The 17,050-nt window shown below is 40.2% G+C and carries 16 protein-coding genes and 1 pseudogene; 4 read left to right on the top strand and 13 right to left on the bottom strand.

Features of this window, described 5'->3' with window-relative positions; translation table 11 throughout:
- Positions 1-190 precede the first annotated feature (190 nt).
- The 3 genes from AOA56_RS13785 to AOA56_RS13775 are packed head-to-tail and all read left to right on the top strand — an operon-like array spanning position 191 to position 1,865.
- The gene (locus tag AOA56_RS13785; RefSeq protein WP_024731495.1) at positions 191-1,096 is read left to right on the top strand and encodes a nucleotidyltransferase family protein; all 906 of its coding nucleotides are present in this window, start codon (positions 191-193) and stop codon (positions 1,094-1,096) included.
- A gap of 15 nt (positions 1,097-1,111) precedes the next feature.
- Positions 1,112-1,339 (top strand): hypothetical protein, encoded by a 228-nt coding sequence (locus AOA56_RS13780; protein WP_053769912.1) that lies wholly within the window; start codon positions 1,112-1,114, stop codon positions 1,337-1,339.
- Positions 1,332-1,865: a hypothetical protein gene (locus tag AOA56_RS13775; RefSeq protein ID WP_024731493.1), complete on the top strand. Its 534-nt coding sequence runs from the start codon at positions 1,332-1,334 to the stop codon at positions 1,863-1,865. The genes AOA56_RS13780 and AOA56_RS13775 overlap by 8 nt, the downstream gene beginning before the upstream one ends.
- Before the next feature lie 39 nt (positions 1,866-1,904).
- On the opposite strand, the gene AOA56_RS13770 is transcribed toward AOA56_RS13775, so the two are convergent.
- The 13 genes from AOA56_RS13770 to AOA56_RS15650 all read right to left on the bottom strand — a co-directional run bounded on the left by AOA56_RS13770 (position 1,905) and on the right by AOA56_RS15650 (position 16,586).
- Positions 1,905-3,044, bottom strand: a complete 1,140-nt coding sequence (locus tag AOA56_RS13770) for a M20/M25/M40 family metallo-hydrolase (RefSeq protein ID WP_082136379.1) — start codon at positions 3,042-3,044, stop codon at positions 1,905-1,907.
- Complete coding sequence (locus AOA56_RS13765) at positions 3,025-4,380, bottom strand: MATE family efflux transporter (RefSeq protein ID WP_024731490.1); 1,356 nt, start codon at positions 4,378-4,380, stop codon at positions 3,025-3,027. Before AOA56_RS13765 ends, AOA56_RS13770 begins: the two co-directional genes overlap by 20 nt.
- Positions 4,381-4,437: 57 nt before the next feature.
- A complete protein-coding gene (locus AOA56_RS13760) occupies positions 4,438-5,724 on the bottom strand; it encodes an ABC transporter substrate-binding protein (protein WP_053769911.1) in 1,287 nt (428 codons plus the stop codon).
- Between the two features lie 28 nt (positions 5,725-5,752).
- Entirely contained in the window at positions 5,753-6,589 is an 837-nt protein-coding gene (locus AOA56_RS13755; RefSeq protein WP_024731488.1) for a carbohydrate ABC transporter permease, read from the bottom strand.
- Positions 6,589-7,449: a carbohydrate ABC transporter permease gene (locus AOA56_RS13750; protein WP_024731487.1), complete on the bottom strand. Its 861-nt coding sequence runs from the start codon at positions 7,447-7,449 to the stop codon at positions 6,589-6,591. The genes AOA56_RS13755 and AOA56_RS13750 overlap by 1 nt, the downstream gene beginning before the upstream one ends.
- Before the next feature lie 21 nt (positions 7,450-7,470).
- Positions 7,471-10,512 (bottom strand): glycoside hydrolase family 2 TIM barrel-domain containing protein, encoded by a 3,042-nt coding sequence (locus AOA56_RS13745; protein WP_053769910.1) that lies wholly within the window; start codon positions 10,510-10,512, stop codon positions 7,471-7,473.
- Between the two features lie 15 nt (positions 10,513-10,527).
- Complete coding sequence (locus AOA56_RS13740) at positions 10,528-11,577, bottom strand: LacI family DNA-binding transcriptional regulator (protein WP_024731486.1); 1,050 nt, start codon at positions 11,575-11,577, stop codon at positions 10,528-10,530.
- 376 nt (positions 11,578-11,953) lie between these two features.
- Positions 11,954-12,865, bottom strand: coding sequence for a helix-turn-helix domain-containing protein (locus tag AOA56_RS13735; RefSeq protein ID WP_024731485.1), 912 nt, complete (start codon positions 12,863-12,865; stop codon positions 11,954-11,956).
- Between the two features lie 42 nt (positions 12,866-12,907).
- Positions 12,908-13,468 (bottom strand): flavodoxin domain-containing protein, encoded by a 561-nt coding sequence (locus AOA56_RS13730; protein ID WP_053769915.1) that lies wholly within the window; start codon positions 13,466-13,468, stop codon positions 12,908-12,910.
- Between the two features lie 11 nt (positions 13,469-13,479).
- Complete coding sequence (locus tag AOA56_RS13725; protein WP_053769909.1) at positions 13,480-14,070, bottom strand: TetR/AcrR family transcriptional regulator; 591 nt, start codon at positions 14,068-14,070, stop codon at positions 13,480-13,482.
- Between the two features lie 153 nt (positions 14,071-14,223).
- Positions 14,224-14,949, bottom strand: coding sequence for a TraX family protein (locus AOA56_RS13720; protein ID WP_238117774.1), 726 nt, complete (start codon positions 14,947-14,949; stop codon positions 14,224-14,226).
- Positions 14,950-15,002: 53 nt separating this feature from the next.
- Entirely contained in the window at positions 15,003-15,650 is a 648-nt protein-coding gene (locus tag AOA56_RS13715) for a helix-turn-helix domain-containing protein (protein ID WP_024731481.1), read from the bottom strand.
- Positions 15,651-15,893: 243 nt separating this feature from the next.
- Positions 15,894-16,586, bottom strand: coding sequence for a helix-turn-helix transcriptional regulator (locus tag AOA56_RS15650; protein WP_242843467.1), 693 nt, complete (start codon positions 16,584-16,586; stop codon positions 15,894-15,896).
- A gap of 295 nt (positions 16,587-16,881) precedes the next feature.
- On the opposite strand from AOA56_RS15650, the pseudogene AOA56_RS16740 reads away from it, so the two are divergent.
- Positions 16,882-17,050, top strand: a pseudogene (locus tag AOA56_RS16740) (IS110 family RNA-guided transposase); the annotation flags it as partial.

Here is a 17,050-nt window from a genome sequence, read left to right as displayed (position 1 = left end):
TAAACTTTTTCTTAAAGATTCATTACATATTTCGTTACAATTTATAATACTTGGGGGCATACCTGATTCTTTTACAGATATGACCTGACGCCTTTGCATCCGGGACGTTGATAATTCCGGTTAAAAATGCTATGATAGGAAAGTATCTTGACAAATCAGGGAATTGAACGGAATAAAAGGGTAGAATCGTATGTTAAAAAAAGATTTTCTGGAGCGCTTTTCTATCAGCGAATCGGAGTTTCGTGAAGCCGGACTTAGCTGGGACGATCTTTGCTATATCGCAAAAGACTATGCCAGACGTCTGCCTGACCTTCGGCGGATCCGGGACGAATTTTTACAGGAATTTATTAAGAATAAGGATCAAAGAACCGGGCTTCATTCTTACCGCACCCGGGTCAAGACGCCATGGCATCTGGTTGAAAAGATCATCCGGAAACGATGTGAAAACTATCTCAAATACCGCACCCTTACAAAAGACAATTACATGAAGTTCGTCACCGATACGATTGGTTTCCGGGGATTGATTTTGTACCGGGAGGACTGGGTCGTTTTCCACAAGTATCTGATCCGGCACTTTGAGAACAATCCGGACCTCTATATTCATAACTGTATCGCAGACTATTATCCAGATAAGGACCGTTATATGGCAGAGCCTCCCAAAGTGCATATGCGGCTCGGAGATTTCAGTGATATTTACTCTGACTGGATCGCAAGCGACAATATATTTGACCGGAAACATTACCGTTCTGTCCACTATATTGTGAAATATCAGGGCGTTTACATGGAAATACAAATCCGTACTCTATTTGAGGAAGGGTGGGGAGAGATCGACCATCATATTCTATATCCGTACAAAAAGAGCGACCCGATGCTCACGGAGTTTTCCGAACTATTAAACCGTCTGTCCGGTATGGGTGATGAAATGGCCTCTTTCTTCAAACGGCTCTGCGACGTCTCCAGCGAGAATTTCAAGCCAAAGCAGACAGTAGTCAATCCGCGGCTTGACTACGAAAAGCCGGCAGAAAAGTTAAATGAAATTGATTTAAGTTCTATTCAGACAGTGCAGGATGCCATCGACAGCATTCTGAAAGAATAAAAAGGGGGACTTCGGATGAATCAGAAACCATTACCTGGAATTCCCGAACAGATTTTACAATCCGCCGATCAGATGATGGAACAAATCCAGAGCGGAAAGATCAGAAAACATCTACTTGGCAGTACTTCTCATGTCCACGATCACGCCATGACGAATGTCTCCGTGAATTCCTACTGTGACTTTGTAAAGTCCAAGCTATTTTTCGATATTATAAAACTAAAAGGGGAAGAAACACATGAATGATGTCGAGACCATTTACACGCAATATGAAGATATTGTATCCGAGTTTACCGAACAGGTCATCAAAAACCAATATGCTTCTCTCTACCGGGAGTGTACTGCCTTTCTGGAAAGTCTTGGCGTTTCCGACCACACCCGCATTGATAAGGCGATTCTCACTCATACGGTGATGGACTACTTTACCGATATCTCCCGGATGAAAGAATTCCATCATGTGAAACATATCAGCGAACGGAAAGCACTCGCCTATGAGACCTATTGGATTCTGCGCCGTAAGCCGATTCAGGTTATGATAAATAATGGCAATGAGGAATTCTGGGCTTTCCTGAACGAAAAGTTTTCCTTTACAAGAATCGCCTCCTTCCTGACACGGGAGCAAAAGTCCGTGATTCTGGACGAAGCTTCCAAAAAAACGTTCTTAAGCTTTCTGGATACCCTTTACTACTTTCTGAAATACCGGACTCTCGATCCGAAGACATTGGAACTGGTGATTATGGGATTCCAGACAGGACAGATGGTGCATGAATAGCAACGTCCTGCCCGGAATCCCGTGCAGGCTATCAATGTATTATGACTGCCTCTTCCAATATTCATCAATCTCCATAACAGCCAGAATATACATTTTTAATGCTTGCATTAGAACATCAATATTCTGCGCTTCATCCGGTCCATGCGCCGCTCCCGCACCATAGGGGAACGGCTTTTTTTCATTTCTTTTGCCTGCCCCATATCCACAGCCAATTTGAAATTTCCTCGCATAAGTACTTCCTTCCATAATGTAAGCCGCATCCTCGCATCCCGTCTCTTCCCTGTAGAGTCGCAGAAGTAGATTGGGAATCCCGTCCTTTTCAGAAATATAATACCCTTCTTCCTCTTTAAGAAATTCTACTTGCATAGCATGTTCTCCGGCAAATTTCTCTATATTTTCTTTTCCTCTCGCAATCGGAATCGACACAGGGAACCGGGCGTCAAACTCCGCCCATCTTTCATTCTTCGCCCGAAGTTTGCAGCGTGACTCCCCATACCGTCTGCTTCTACTATGTATGCCAAACTGTATCCCCTGTGAGTCCGCCTCTAATTCCTGCCATAAGTCCATACAAGAGCGTTCCGCCTTTAAGCGAAACCATAGAATGTGTTTCTCACCATTGGTGATCGGAAAATCATCATCCGCCGCAATTCCAAAATCCGGCTGTCCTGCTTTTTTGAGGTAATACTCGATATCTTTCCTATCCACCTCTTCATGTGCTCCGACAAAAAGGCGAAGATCACACTCCGGACTGATTCCCGTTTCTTTGAAAAAAAACAGTGCATAAAGGAGGGCCATCAAGGGTCCTTTATCATCAACAGAACCCCTTCCTATAATATATCCCCGGTCTACCGTCCCGCCAAATGGCGGATATGTATTTTCACCAGAAGGAGGAACCACATCAGTATGGGCCGCTAAAAGCAGGCGTTTTTTTCTTGGTTTTTCATACAGCCTGATTTCCACACCGTAGTCATCAAAATTTTCTGCATAGAGTCCCTTTTCTTTTGCAAGACGCATACAAAATTCCAGCGCTTTCGCACATTCCACTCCATACCGATGTGTTCCTTCTTTTTCACCTGCAACACTGGGAATCCGTACAAGTTGACATACATTTTCTATCAGTTCCTCCTGATAGACCTTCAAAAATTCTCGGATCTCCTTATCATAACGCCGAGCCATCATAGACCTCCTTTCCGAACCGTCTGTAAAGAATCACACTGAGTCCAAACCTTGATAACTGATCCAGCGCAATCACAATCCAGATCAGTGTAATCGGCAGTTTTAACAAAAATGCCACTATCAGGCAAAGTGGAATCCGGACAACCCAGATCCCAAATCCGGCGACAATCATTGGTGTATTCTTATGTCCCATTGCACGTATCGTCCCGTTATATATTCTGGAAAGATTTTGAGGAATTTGAATAAATCCCATGACAAAAACATACTGGATTCCGATACTTTGTAGCTCTTCTTTGTTTGTCATCATCCTCATAAACACACCCGGAAAGAGAACGAGAAGTATAGACGTGACAACACTGATTGTAAATGCTACCCGAATCAATTCCCTAAAATATATCTTCCGGAGATTCTCGTCTTTTTTCCCGATTGCCCTTGCCGCAAGCGTTGTAGATGCTGTACTGAACCCGATTGCCGGCATCTCTGTGATTGTCTCTGCCTGAATTCCCAGTTGATATGCCGCAAACGCTGAAGATCCATAAGAAAGGATAATTTTACTTAATATGATAGCTGAAAACTGCCAAAACATACTCTCCAGTGCCGCCGGAATCCCTGTCGTGTATACTTCATAAATACAGGATTTGTCAATATAAAACCATTTTTTCTGAGGATCTGTTCCAAAAAACAGCCCCTTCTTTTTCCGGTACAAAAGGAAAAGATCCATCCCTGCCCCAAAGGTCTGTGCAAGTACCAGTGCGGTCGCCGCTCCGAATATACCCATTCCTTTCAAAGGTCCAAATCCAAAAATCAGTCCGAAACCAAATATAATATTTACAAGATTCATAGCAGCAGCTACCATCATCGGTGTTTTTGTATCTCCATACCCTTGAAACGCAGCCGTCGCAACCGTCATAATCACACAACCGGAAAATCCAAACACAATAATCTTCATGTAGTTCTGTGCCAACATTAAAATTTCCGCATCTTTTGAAAAGAACCCAAGAAAAATATCAGCTCGAAAAAACAAAACGACCTGAAACACAAACACAAGGATCAACTCTGTCAGAAGTGTCTGCTCCATGATTTTCCTACAGTCCTCTTTTTTACCAGTCCCATATGCTTTTGCAATCAGAACTGTCGCACCGATCGCAACTCCTTTATAAAAAACCCAAAGTGTATCTGTAATTCTTACACAAATGCCCTGTGCCGCTATATCATTCGCCAGCAACCGTCCTACCATAGCTGTCGTAACCAGATTTGCGGAGATTTGCAGGATATTTTCAAGAATCATAGGGATAATAATATGGTAGATTTCTCTCTTTATTGTTTTTGTCTTGTACACCAAAACCTCCGTCTTACAAAGAGATGTCGGGCCCCCTTCCCAACATCTCTGTCTCACCTATTTTACAAATTTAGCTTCCATCTCTTTTTGTTCATCATTTAATACTTTTTCTACATTTTCGTTGTCAAGGATGATTTTTGCCACACTGTTTTTGGACATCTCGATTGCCTCCGCGAAATTCTCCGTATAATTTACTCCCGGCACTGTCTTCCCTATTTCTGTAAACACATCAAAAATCTGCTGTCCTCCAAAATAATCGTCTCCCTCTTTAAACACTTCCGACTCCAATGCCGGAAGATAAGAAGGATAAAGCCCATAATTTTGGAATCCCTCTACATTGGCATCTATATCTTCCATACAGAACTTTACAAATTCTTTTGCGGCCTCCGGGGCCTTACTTGCCGATGGAACCGCAAGTACAGACCCTCCATTAGAAGCTCCCATCGATTCCTGATTCTCGTCAAAACGAGGCAATGGCATAACCGCCCATTTCCCCTCCTGGTCCGGAACCGCGTCTTTGATTGATCCCACCATCCATACAGCTTCCGCAATGCAGGCAAACTTATCGTCGGACATTCCTGTCACCATATCGTCCCACGAAGAATTATTAAACGTAATTCCTTCCTGATACATCCTCTGACACATCTCCATCGCCCGTATTGACGCCTCTGAATTTACCTGCGGATTACCCTCCGCATCAAAATAGAAACCTCCGAGCTGCATCATAAGCATCCGATAGGTATTGTCATTTCTGGATTCTGCCATACAGAGCATATCTGCTCCTGTCTTGTCTTTTAATACTTTTCCTGCTTCAATGAAATCATCCCAGGTTATGATATCTTCTGCTTTAATTCCGGCCTCCTCAAAAAGATCCGACCTGTAGAACATACCACACGGACCAGAATCCCATGGATATGCAATTACTTTTCCATCCACAGTACATTCCGCCATCTTAATCGGGAAAAAGTCTTCTTTCGAAATCATATCTGAAAATTCTTCAAATTTACCAGGAAACTTCTCCCCAAATTTTGCCATCTGCTCTCCTTCAATAGACACGATATCCGGAAGGCCAATTCCCGACTGGAGACAAGTCGTCATTTTCTGATAGACCTGCGACACCCCCATCTCTTCAAAATTAAATTCTACATCTGGATATTTCTCTTGGAATTTTTCAGCCTGAGCTTCCAGATGAGCCAACGCTACGTCCCAGCTCCAGACAGTGATCTCCCCCGACAGTCCTCCTTCTCCGGAGTCCCCGCCCTTTTGTTCCCCGTTTCCTCCACATGCAGCCAAGGAAAGAGTCAACGTAGACGCTATCAGGACTGATAAGATTTTCTTCTTCATGTTTTTTCCTCCTTTTACTTTTGACTTTTTATTCTTTCACAGCTCCGCCCATCACGCCGGCGACAAACTGTTTTTGAAACACAAGAAAGATAATCAGAATTGGCAGTACCGCAAATACGGTTGCCAGCATAATAACACCATAGTCTTTCCTCCACGCAACCCCATTCAGCATCGACAATGCAACAGGGAAGTTGTACATGGATTTGGTACTTAAAATGATCAATGGCCACATAAAATTGTTCCACATACTCATAAACATATAGATTCCAAGCGCCCCCAGCGCTGGTTTCATAGAAGGCATAACTACCCGCATAAAAATAGAAAACTCTCCGCATCCATCGATCCTGGCCGCTTCAATCAAAGAAGTCGGAAAAGACAGCATATTCTGTCTCATCATAAACATTCCGAACGCACCGCCAAGTGCCGGTAAAATGACAGCCTGATATGTATTTGCCCATCCGATCCTATTCATCAATGTAAATAACGGTACATACATAACCTGTCCAGGTATCATCATCGTTACCATAATGACACCAAAACATAGGCCTTTCCCTTTGAAGTTAAATTTTGCCAGCGCATATCCTGACATAGAATGAATAAGCATAGACAAAAACGTATAGGTAAAGGTAAGAATACATGAGTTAAACAAAATTTGCACAAGATCCAGACGCTCGTTCAAATTCTTAAAGTTCTCCGCGAGGTTGCTTCCGAATATCAATCTGGGCGAAGCACTTAAAATATCCGAGTGCGTATTGGTCGCAGATACAAACATAAAATAAAATGGAAATAATGAAATAAATGTAGCTACGATCAGCACAATATATGTGACAATCTTTAATCCGTTTCTCTCCGTCGGGCGTTTCATCAGTCTTCTCCTCCTTTCGTAAATTTGAATTGCAGAATCGACAAAATCCCTATAATAATCACAAGCGCATAGCTAAGTGCGGCAGCATATCCGAACTTGTAATAGGAAAACCCAGTATTATACAGATAATGCCCTATGGTTATAGTCGCGTTATCCGGACCACCCCCGGTTAAGATGAAGGATTCATCAAACAACTGCAATGTTCCAATGGTAGAAGTAATGCTGACAAACAACATAATCGATTTCACCATAGGAATCGTGATATACATCAGCTTCTGGAGAAAGGAGGCTCCATCCATATCCGCTGATTCATAAAGTTCTGTCGGAATATTTTTCAGACCGGCGATCATAATAATCGTGTTGTATCCCGTCCAGCGCCATGTGATTGCAACAATGATCGCAATCCGGGCTCCCCATACGGTATTCAGCCAGTCTACGCCCTCAACCCCCACTGCTCTGAGTGCGTAATTGACCAGTCCAAAATCTGTATTAAAAAGAAGCTTAAAAACAATGGCATAGGCTACCAGCGCAGTTACCGCCGGAAGAAATATGCTGATTCTGAATCCGGTGCGGCACTTCAAAAACGCCTGTTCTACCAGTACCCCAAGTACCAAAGACAGCACCACCATCACCGGCACCTGGATCACAAGATAAATAAACGTGTTTTTTAAAGACTTCCAGAATACCGGATCGTGAAGCATTGTGATATAGTTCTGCAGACCACAGAAAACATATCTACCTTCTGTAAAATCCTGAAAACTAAGAATCAGTGAGTTAATCACCGGATAAACCATAAAGATCGCAAACAGTATAACCATTGGAAGTAAAAACAAATATGGCGCTGTTTTTTTGGTCATCATTTTCCCATCCCCCTTTTTATATCAAATCTTCTTTTTCCCCGAAAGTTTCCAGCGAAACTCAAACGGTTTTGGAAAAAGACGGTCCTTCTCCAGGCACTCTGCACCCCAGCTTGCGCTTCCAAGCCCATGATGTCCGACGTCCACACACAACATGATATCCTCTTCCGGCAATAATTCGTTTGTATGTTGTGCCTCTGTCAGTTGCTCCTGTGTATAATGAAGCGCTCCAAAGGAAAACTCCTCCTCTGCTTCCACACGAAGTACACATCCCGCATTTCCTTCGAACTCTACCCATCTGGTATCCTCATGGTTCCCAGTCTCCTGCGGCACTACATAAGGGAAATAAAAGTCTGACACGGTACTTTCAAAAACGCCAAAACGATTCCCCTCTTTCGCGTCCACATAGGTTTCCCATGGTCCCCGTCCGTACCAGCGCACATTTTCACACGCTTTGTCCAACAGAAATCTCAGGCCGATTCTTGGAAATGTCTCTGGGAGCTGATTCCCTACAGGGACGCCACGATACATCATCTCAATCTCCCCATTACTTGCAACAATGTACTTTGCCTCAATAAGAATTTTCCATTCCAGCACAATCGGAGCATACATTTGCTTTATCTTAATTTCTACATTCCCTTCTCCCTCCTCCACCGAAATTTTATCTACAATATTGCATACTGCCTTTAGCATCCCTTCTTCCCATATTTTTCTTACATTTTTATCGTTATCTACCGGCGCTCTCCAAAAGTTCATTCCCATCCCTTTTTTAATCAACGTCTCTCCCGCAAATTCATATCGTGAAATCGTTCCCTGAATTCGATCGAATTCCAGACAAAATTCTTCGCCAGAAATGATCAGGGTTCCCATTTTCTCTTCCATGTGCAGTGGTCCACCCGCACTTTTTTTCTCTCTCCTTTCTCCTTTCTTTAGTAACTCCTGATGGAAAGCAACCTCGTATTCCTCCTCTGCCCATGCCGGACGTTCTTTGTACACGATACGGATATTGAGCCACCAGTCTCCCGAACATTCCGGCAGGAAAAGCTTCTGAGGATCAAACAGTACGATTTCTTTCCTCTCATGTGCTTTCACTCCATCCAGTTCAACAGTACTGCTCATCTTTATTTCATTTTGATTTTCAATCGTGATCATCGCTTTCAAATGATCCAACGATAAAAAATCATATCTGTTTTCTACGCAAATCGCCCCACGGTTTCTGGTAAATTTGCAAAATGCAACCGGCTCAAATGCCTTTTTCACCTGAAGCACTGCCGGAGTCGGCGTTCTGTCTGCCTGCAGCAGTCCGTCGCAGCAGAAAGCACCGCTATTTGGATAATCGTTGTAATCACCTCCATATGTATAATAACTTCTCCCATTTTCATCAGTCTTTTTCAAACCATGATCTATCCATTCCCAGATAAACCCGCCTTGAAGCCTTGGATACTTTCGAAAAATTTCCCAGTATTCTTTCAGCCCTCCCGGACCATTTCCCATGGCATGTGCATATTCACATACAATATGTGGTTTTATTTTTGAACTATCTCTCCCCAAAAGCTCCAAATCTTTGTGGCGTGTATACATGGTACTGTAAATATCCGCAATCGACGCGTCTCTGTCTTCTTCATAGTGAATCAGCCTTGTCGGATCATACTGTCTGACAAATCTTCCGGCTTCCACGAATGCCGTTCCAAATCCCGACTCATTTCCTAATGACCAAAACATAATAGATGGATGATTTTTATCTCTTTTCACCATTCTCTCTACCCGATCAATATAGCTTTTTTCCCACATCACATCATCACTTAGCCTGTTTGGCTTCTTCGTATATACCATCTGATTACATTCCAGATCCGCCTCTTCCATCACATAAAATCCCAACTCATCACACAAATCCAGAAAATCTGGATGAGGAGGATAGTGGGCCGTTCTAATCGCATTCACATGATATTGTTTCATAAGATAAAGATCCCTTCTTATGTCTTCTCTTGTCACACACCGGCCCGTATACTCGTTCCAGTCATGGCGATTGACCCCTTTCAATTTTAAAGGAGCGCCATTGATATAAAACAAACCATCTTTTAGACAGATTGTGCGAAACCCACATTTCACACCATAAATTTCGACAGATGTTCCATTTTCTTCTAACTCCATGATTACATCATAAAGATAGGGATATTCGGCAGACCATGCGTTTACCTGATCGATCGTCATGGAAAATGAAACATCTGTTTCTCCCGGAACTGCCTGCACCTTACGCTCTTCTGAAAGAACGGCTTCTTCCTTGTCAAAAAGACTTAGTTTTAATTTCATCTCTTTCTCTTTCCCGGCGTGGTTCTCCACTGTCACATTTACATGAAAATGACCCGTACATAGATCCTCACCAAGAAGCGCATCTATTTTATAATCTGACACATGGATTTGAGGTCTCGAAATCAGGGAAATATCTCGAATAATTCCCGCAAACCACCACATATCCTGATTTTCCAGGTAACTTCCATCTGAAAACTGATATACTTTCACGGCAAGTATATTTTTTCCACTGCGGACCTGCTCTGTAATATCAAATTCTGCCGTATTCCTTGATCCCTGACTATAACCCACAAGAATCCCATTTACCCAGACATGATAAGCACTTTCCACACCATCAAATCGCAACAGATATTCCTGGCCTTCTTCTTTATTGATTTCGATCTTCTTTCGATAGATTCCAGTTGGATTATCCATCTGAATAGCCGGATCATCTGTGATCGGGAACAAGGAAAAAGCGTCATTATAACACGGTTTTCCAAACCCATTCAACTGCCAATGCCCCGGCACTGGCATAGTTCTCCAGGAAGAATCATCAATTCCCTCTTTTACATATTCATCCAAAGCCAAAAATGGAGATTCAAATCCTGCGAACTTCCACTCTCCATTCAGAAGTCTATACTTTCCGCTTTCTTCTTTCTTTCCTATCCGCGCCTCTTTCACAGTTTGATATCCACAGTAGAATGGTCGCATTGGCAACCTATTTCGTTCTAATACATTGATATTGCTCCAGTCTGCATGTTTATAAATAAATTCCATTGTCAATTTTTCCTCCTACACAACCCTACTCTCACCGCAGCTCCCACGGACAACCAACCGATTTGGAACAATCAGCTTTACGCCTTCCTTTCGTCCGGTAAGTAAGCGTTCCATCAATAATCTGGCTGACATGATTCCTGTAACGTCATTGTAAATTTTTACACTCGTCAGGGGCGGTGTAACAAATGCTGCTGCCTGTATATCATTGCATCCAATAAGGGCAATCTCTCCTGGTACACTGATCGCATTTTCCTTTAAAGTTCGCAAAAATCCTATCGCAAGATTATCATTTTCCACAAAAATTGCTCTTGGAAGCCTACGCTTTTCTTTTATGATCTTTTTTCCCAATTCGTATCCGTCTCTTACAAGACTGTTTTTTGTAAGCCATATGAACTCTTCCCGGAATCTTCCATTTTCTTCCATTCTATTTTTAAAAGCAAGATATCTTCTGTCTGCTTTCAGAGAACCGTAAATCTCGATTCCATACGTGCCAATATATCCAATCTCCTCATATCCTCTATCCTCAAAACAATCCAGAGCTTTATTAACAATACTTTCAAAATCATTCACAACATAATCCGCATTTAATTCTCCCTCCTCCAATTCAAAATCAGAACAAACAATAGGAATTCCTGCTTCTTTCATCATGACCCGCAACTCACTTGCCCGAAACCAGATTCCTGGGTGTCCGACTAGTATTACTCCTTGAAATTCATGAAATTGTCGGATTCCTTTTTCAATAGTCCCCAGAAAAAACTCTTTAATTTGTAATCCATTTTTTTCCAGTTCACTCTTAATATTTAGGCGTACAATTTGATAGTAACTATCTTCAATTTCTAAAATTTCATTGTATAAAAGAAAGATTCCTATTTTGGCTTTAGGAATACATAAAGTGGTATCTTGATAATGTTCCACCCGTCCTTTGTATCCAAGCGCTTTTGCTGCCTCCTGTATTTTCATCCTCGTGTCATCCGATACGGAAAAATGTCTGTCCTGATTTAAGACCCTGGAAGCCGCTGCCGGAGATACCCCGGCTCGTTTCGCTACGTCTTTTAATGTTGCCATCCAGTCCTCCTGTTGACTAAATTATTTTCTTTTTTTACTGTATTTTTTCTTTATCGCTCTAAATTATATCATTTAATTTTTTACACTGCTATATTCTTCACTCTTAATTTTTTCAATATTCTTTAAAAATATTTATTTTTTCACTCTATTTACTAAATTCATTTTCAGGTTTTAGTAATTTATTTAGTAAAAGTATATTTGTAATCTACCGTCCACACATGGACAGCCAAAAGGCAACCGTATTTATTACAAAATAAAAAAGAGCAGATGATACAACTGTATCAACCACTCTTATACTTTTTAATATCCATTATTTCATAATCTTGCAGCGAAAATAAGGGCTTACCAACTATAAATTTTTACCCTTTTCTACTTTTCACACTCTCATTGATAACTCCCTCAGTTCTTTTGCAATTTCATAATTTCCAGTCTTTTCAGCCAATGGAACAAAAATCTCGCAGGTTTCTTCAGCTCTCCGTTTTCTTTGCTGCCCGTCCATGTAGTCAATAGTCCTCATATTATGAAGACGCGTTGCAAGACGGATAAGCACGATCTGTTCCTTTCTTTCCTCCCGGGTTTCCAAATCTTCCTTTCCTGCTCCTACAACCAATTCCACGACTTCCTCTGCCAAGTGTTTCTTAAGTTCTTTTCTGTCCACAAGCCTTTTCTGCATGACGTCACAAAACAGCCCTGCACAGATCGTATGGTATTCCGTCTCCATATCCGCCAGCAGAATAGCTGTATGCAATGGATGCGTAATGTATTCATCTCCCGAATAACGCTCCATTCCGTGATAGATTTCACATGCATACTCATAAATGTATTGTATCTCTTTTTCATCCACAGAAGGATACATCTGTATCACTTTTTTCTTTAGAATCTCAAATAGTTGCTCCTTTGTCGCATGTTCATCGACTCGCCCGTTAACTGTCCTGCCCATACTTTTACCTCCTAATCTTTGCATACTTATTACCATAGCACGAAGTAAAGCAGGGCAATAGCCAAATTCCTTTTTAAAAGCCTTCGTAAACCCATTATGAGACTCCCATCCATATTTCAGCGCTGCATCCATGATTTTCTTGCCACTACGGATCTCAACAGATGCTCTTTGAAGTTTTTCCCGTTTTACATATTCCATCACGGAAGTCCTCGTCTCATTTTTAAATAGTCTGGAAAAATAATACTCTGAATATCCGACCGCTCCTGCGATCTCTGCCACTGTCAGTGACCTTTCGATATTCTTTTTTATATACTCTTTACTTTGTTCAACAATTTCCCCAGTTGTCATGCATCTCACCCCTGCTCTTCTTTGTCATATCTCTACTATAAATCAAAAAGAGTCGAGTTGCTTTTCCAATCCTGCCCTATTCCCCAATGCATCCAGCAATGGTTTCAAATACTTCCTATCTGTCCAGTCACAGTTTTGACCATTTGTACTCATCAGTGCAGCCATCCATGGTTCCCACGTATCCGGAGCTTTTTTCGCCACCGCCTTTTTCAGCATCCTGCAAAGCGTCCGGTCCTTCCATGTCATCTTCTCTTCTAGCCACATTCCTCTCCCATAAAATAGAGGGATAGCGCAAAGACCGCCTTTCATATTTTTTCTCTTGAGTTCTTTCAATGCGTTTTCATGATAAGGCGATGCCCCAACAGTAAAAACAAAAAGCTGTTTCCCTTGTAATTTTTCTATGTTCTTTTGGAAAAACGATATTCCCGCAATACCAGACGCATAAATTCCACTGCAAAGAATCAGCCTCTCAAAACAGAGAACCTCCTCTATCTTACAGTTTTTCACTTCCCTGATTTCAAATCCTGTTTCCTCTCTCAGCCATCCCGCATATTTTCGTGCCGCTCCATATTTCGACTGATATAGTATCATTCCTTTTTCCATCCGTCCCTCCTCTAAATCCATTCTGATCGCTCCCTATATGACGCATCTCTCAGCGCCGTATCCAAAAAAATCTTGGCTGCGCTTTCTTGTTGCTTCACGACTTCTCCCAGTGATATCCCCGGGGCTGTCGTACAAAAAATTGTCCCGATCCCAACCGTATAGATCAGCATGTGCAAATGGAGACTTCTTGCCCGCTCCACATCGATATGGAGCCTGTCAGAAAGAAATTCCGCCATCCCCGGATCTGTCTCTTTCGTATAGAACTCCTCCAAAGAACTGATCCCCTGCCTTCGGTGCAAAATGAAAATCCGAAACAAATTTGGCTCTTCTTTGGCAAGCCGGACATAGGCTCTTCCGGTACTCGCAAACAGATCTTCCGGATCGATCTGTTCTTCTATGAACCCCCACACAAATTGCATTGCCCGAGCTTCTACTTCTGCTTTCAGACTTTCTATGTTTTGGCAATAACTATAGATGGGCTGAACAGAACAGCCAAGCTTTCCAGCGATCTTCTTTATGAGTACCCGATCCATTCCATCTTTCCTGGCAATATCAAATGCTGTATCAACAACCATTTCTTTCGTGATTTTTTGTTTTGGCATAATACATTCTCCTTTATACAAATTAGTTATATAAGTTGTTTATATAACTATACTATTCTTTTTTTCTGTCCTTCAAGTAACAATTCTATATTTTTATGAAATAAAAAAAGCGGTCAATTCAAAATCAACCGCTCCAAATAAATATAGAATGATTTATAATGTTTTAATCAAAAGTATACTGACAAGGTATAATATTAACAAATGTAAGGGATAAAAAATATAAAAGAGATATTTCATTTTTATTCCACGATTACCATTGTATAAAGAAATAAATACCAATGAAAATACAGAAGTTAAAAAATACGGGTCAAAAAGTCCATTTATCGTAAAATCTAGTCCACAAACAAACATAGCTAAAATAGACATTCCATATTTCATCATCCGCATATCGTGGAGCAAGTAAAATATGCTAATTAAAGCTATTCCATAGTACCAGCCATCAAAATTAAAAATGTATGAAAGACTTGCCCCTATTGCTACAATTACTAAAGATATTATCCCTTTCTCGTGAAATTTTCTTATAGTTGCTATAACTATTAGCCCAAGTAATAATGTAAATAACACATTTTGTTGTTGTAGGCTAAATACATTACCTGTACAGGCTAAATCATAGATAGGTTCAGAAATAATTGCAAATAAACCCAAGTTAAAAAAATATTTTTTTAGGCTATGCGTATGCAAAAATCCCTCTACTAATAAGAAACAAAAAATAGGGAATGAAATTCTACCTAAAATATGACAAATATTCACTGCAGACATTAAATCAGAAAATTGCTCGTCTGTAAACATAGAGTAGGGAGCATTTAAGATGATCCCGTTCTTCAGAACTACTTGACCTAAATGATCAATTACCATGAAAAACATTGCAACTATTTTCAATGTACTTCCCGAAAAAATTTTTTTCATCTTATTTTATAACTGATGATTTAATTTTAATTACTAATATCAATATTATATTCAATACTTATAATATCTTCTGTAAAATCATCAGCAACGATTTGAATGATATAGGAACCCTTTTCAAAATATAAAGTTTGCAGGTCATTCAGCTCTTGTCCATCTAATCGATAATAAATATTGTTGTCTTGATTCATAATTGTAAGATGAAGTTTGCCATCATCAGTAACCCCATGTACTTGTACATCTAGTTTTTCATTTTTAGGAACTGAAAAATACCCATTAGCAACATTCAGCGATAATTCTTTAATCTCCGTACTTTTATAAGTCTCGTGTTTTTTCATAGAGAAATTAACTGCTATTCTTTCCTGATACTTATTGTATAATATCAAGATTAGGGCACTTCCTATGACACATATAACTATCAGTAAAATAAAATACTTCCTCTTTTTCCTCTTTTCATCATCGATTTTTTCTACAATTTTAGTATCATTTTTCAATAATTCATCGACCGATATTTTGAAATAATTACTTATCTTTATAATCATCTCTAAATCCGGATAGCTTTTCCCATTCTCCCAATTAGAAATGGTTTGTCTTGACACATGAAACATATTTGCAAAATCATCTTGACTTAAACTATTCCTTTTTCGCAAACTATTTATTTGCTCTCCTATACTCATTTCAAATCTTTCCTCCTTTCAAAGAGCATTATCACATTTTATAATTCACAAATCTATCAAAACTCTTTTACATTTTAGAAAAGTTTCTTTTACAAAACGTAGATTTGCTTTGTCAGCAACAATACCAGACGACTAAACATAAAATAAATACCTTTCATGGAACACCAGCAAGAATCTAGCCTATTTCTTCATTCCCGTATACATTTTTCAAATCATACGTTTTTTCTTTATCATATATTTTTATTATAAATAGAACTCTTGATACAACTCATTTCCCTTTTCAATGATTCTAGTCATTTCTCTCTCTGAAATTCCTAATTCATTACCAAGTTTCTTCATATTCGTAAAGTCACTTTCTGTAAATTCCGACGTGCTGCCTACTATTTTATTATCATCTTTAGAAATTGCTGAAGCAGTGAATTCATTGTTATCTTCCCACACAATTTCCACAATAGTATCTTCAAGATCAATATCACAGTATACATTACTTATATGAAACCGCAAAGAAAAGTCCAATAGTCCCGGCATGGATTGATTCGGGACACTATATGTAATTCCTTTCGAATCACTCATTGAATAATATCCATTTCTATTTTTATGAAAATTATTTTCTTTTAACTGCTGCGTAAAATTCCCCTCTAATTTATTTTTGGTATTGAAATATACACACGAATAAATTACAAAGCTCCCGATCACCAACGCAAATACAACCGCAATTACCAGCAATATCTTTGCGTATTTTCTCGTACTCTTTACCTCGTTATCAAATGTTTTCACCATAATCAAATCCTCCTTCAATAAAATATCCAAGGAAATCTGAAAACTATCGCTTATTTTTATAATTGTTTCTAAATCCGGATAACTCTTCGAATTTTCCCAATTAGATATTGTTTGTCTCGAAACATGAAACATCTCCGCAAAATCTTCTTGAGACAAATGTTCCTCCTTTCTACTACAATATATTTATGGTTAATATCCCTTACAACCAGTAAGGAATTATCCATCTTGTTGCCTAAGCTGTATAATGATAGAGCAATAGGTATGTCGTCCCCTTTCTTGGACTTCGCGTCCGTAAATAAGACTGATAACCAGCTCCTCATTTGCAGCATTCGTTTTATGCAGGTTGAATCGCCTTAGGTGCATTCGTGTCACACCACAGTAGATTGAATAGGCAATGAGTAAAACTGGTGCTTATCCATTGCATAATTAAATCTTAAGGAGTGACAAATTTATGAACGCAGTAGGTATCGATGTTTCTAAAGGCAAAAGTATGGTCGCTATCATTCGCCCCCTTGGTGAGATTGTTGCTGCACCTTTCGGGATCAAACACTCGGCTAGTGACATTAAGTCTCTTGTTAATCTTATCCATTCCGTTGAGGGGGAATCCCGTATTGTCATGG

The organism is Sellimonas intestinalis, from assembly GCF_001280875.1.
Lineage (GTDB): Bacteria > Bacillota > Clostridia > Lachnospirales > Lachnospiraceae > Sellimonas > Sellimonas intestinalis.
The sequence above is the reverse complement of the archived record's forward strand: the minus strand, read 5'-3'. Positions and strand labels throughout refer to the sequence as shown.

Coding starts and splice junctions, on each gene's coding strand:
- AOA56_RS13770 (WP_082136379.1), bottom strand. CDS start 3,044: ATGATGGCTCGGCGTTATGATAAGGAGATCCGAGAATTTTTGAAGGTC.
- AOA56_RS13730 (WP_053769915.1), bottom strand. CDS start 13,468: ATGGAAAAAGGAATGATACTATATCAGTCGAAATATGGAGCGGCACGA.
- AOA56_RS13785 (WP_024731495.1), top strand. CDS start 191: ATGTTAAAAAAAGATTTTCTGGAGCGCTTTTCTATCAGCGAATCGGAG.
- AOA56_RS13740 (WP_024731486.1), bottom strand. CDS start 11,577: ATGGCAACATTAAAAGACGTAGCGAAACGAGCCGGGGTATCTCCGGCA.
- AOA56_RS13725 (WP_053769909.1), bottom strand. CDS start 14,070: ATGCCAAAACAAAAAATCACGAAAGAAATGGTTGTTGATACAGCATTT.
- AOA56_RS13780 (WP_053769912.1), top strand. CDS start 1,112: ATGAATCAGAAACCATTACCTGGAATTCCCGAACAGATTTTACAATCC.
- AOA56_RS13735 (WP_024731485.1), bottom strand. CDS start 12,865: ATGACAACTGGGGAAATTGTTGAACAAAGTAAAGAGTATATAAAAAAG.
- AOA56_RS13775 (WP_024731493.1), top strand. CDS start 1,332: ATGAATGATGTCGAGACCATTTACACGCAATATGAAGATATTGTATCC.
- AOA56_RS13755 (WP_024731488.1), bottom strand. CDS start 6,589: ATGAAACGCCCGACGGAGAGAAACGGATTAAAGATTGTCACATATATT.
- AOA56_RS13715 (WP_024731481.1), bottom strand. CDS start 15,650: ATGAGTATAGGAGAGCAAATAAATAGTTTGCGAAAAAGGAATAGTTTA.
- AOA56_RS13750 (WP_024731487.1), bottom strand. CDS start 7,449: ATGATGACCAAAAAAACAGCGCCATATTTGTTTTTACTTCCAATGGTT.
- AOA56_RS13760 (WP_053769911.1), bottom strand. CDS start 5,724: ATGAAGAAGAAAATCTTATCAGTCCTGATAGCGTCTACGTTGACTCTT.
- AOA56_RS13745 (WP_053769910.1), bottom strand. CDS start 10,512: ATGGAATTTATTTATAAACATGCAGACTGGAGCAATATCAATGTATTA.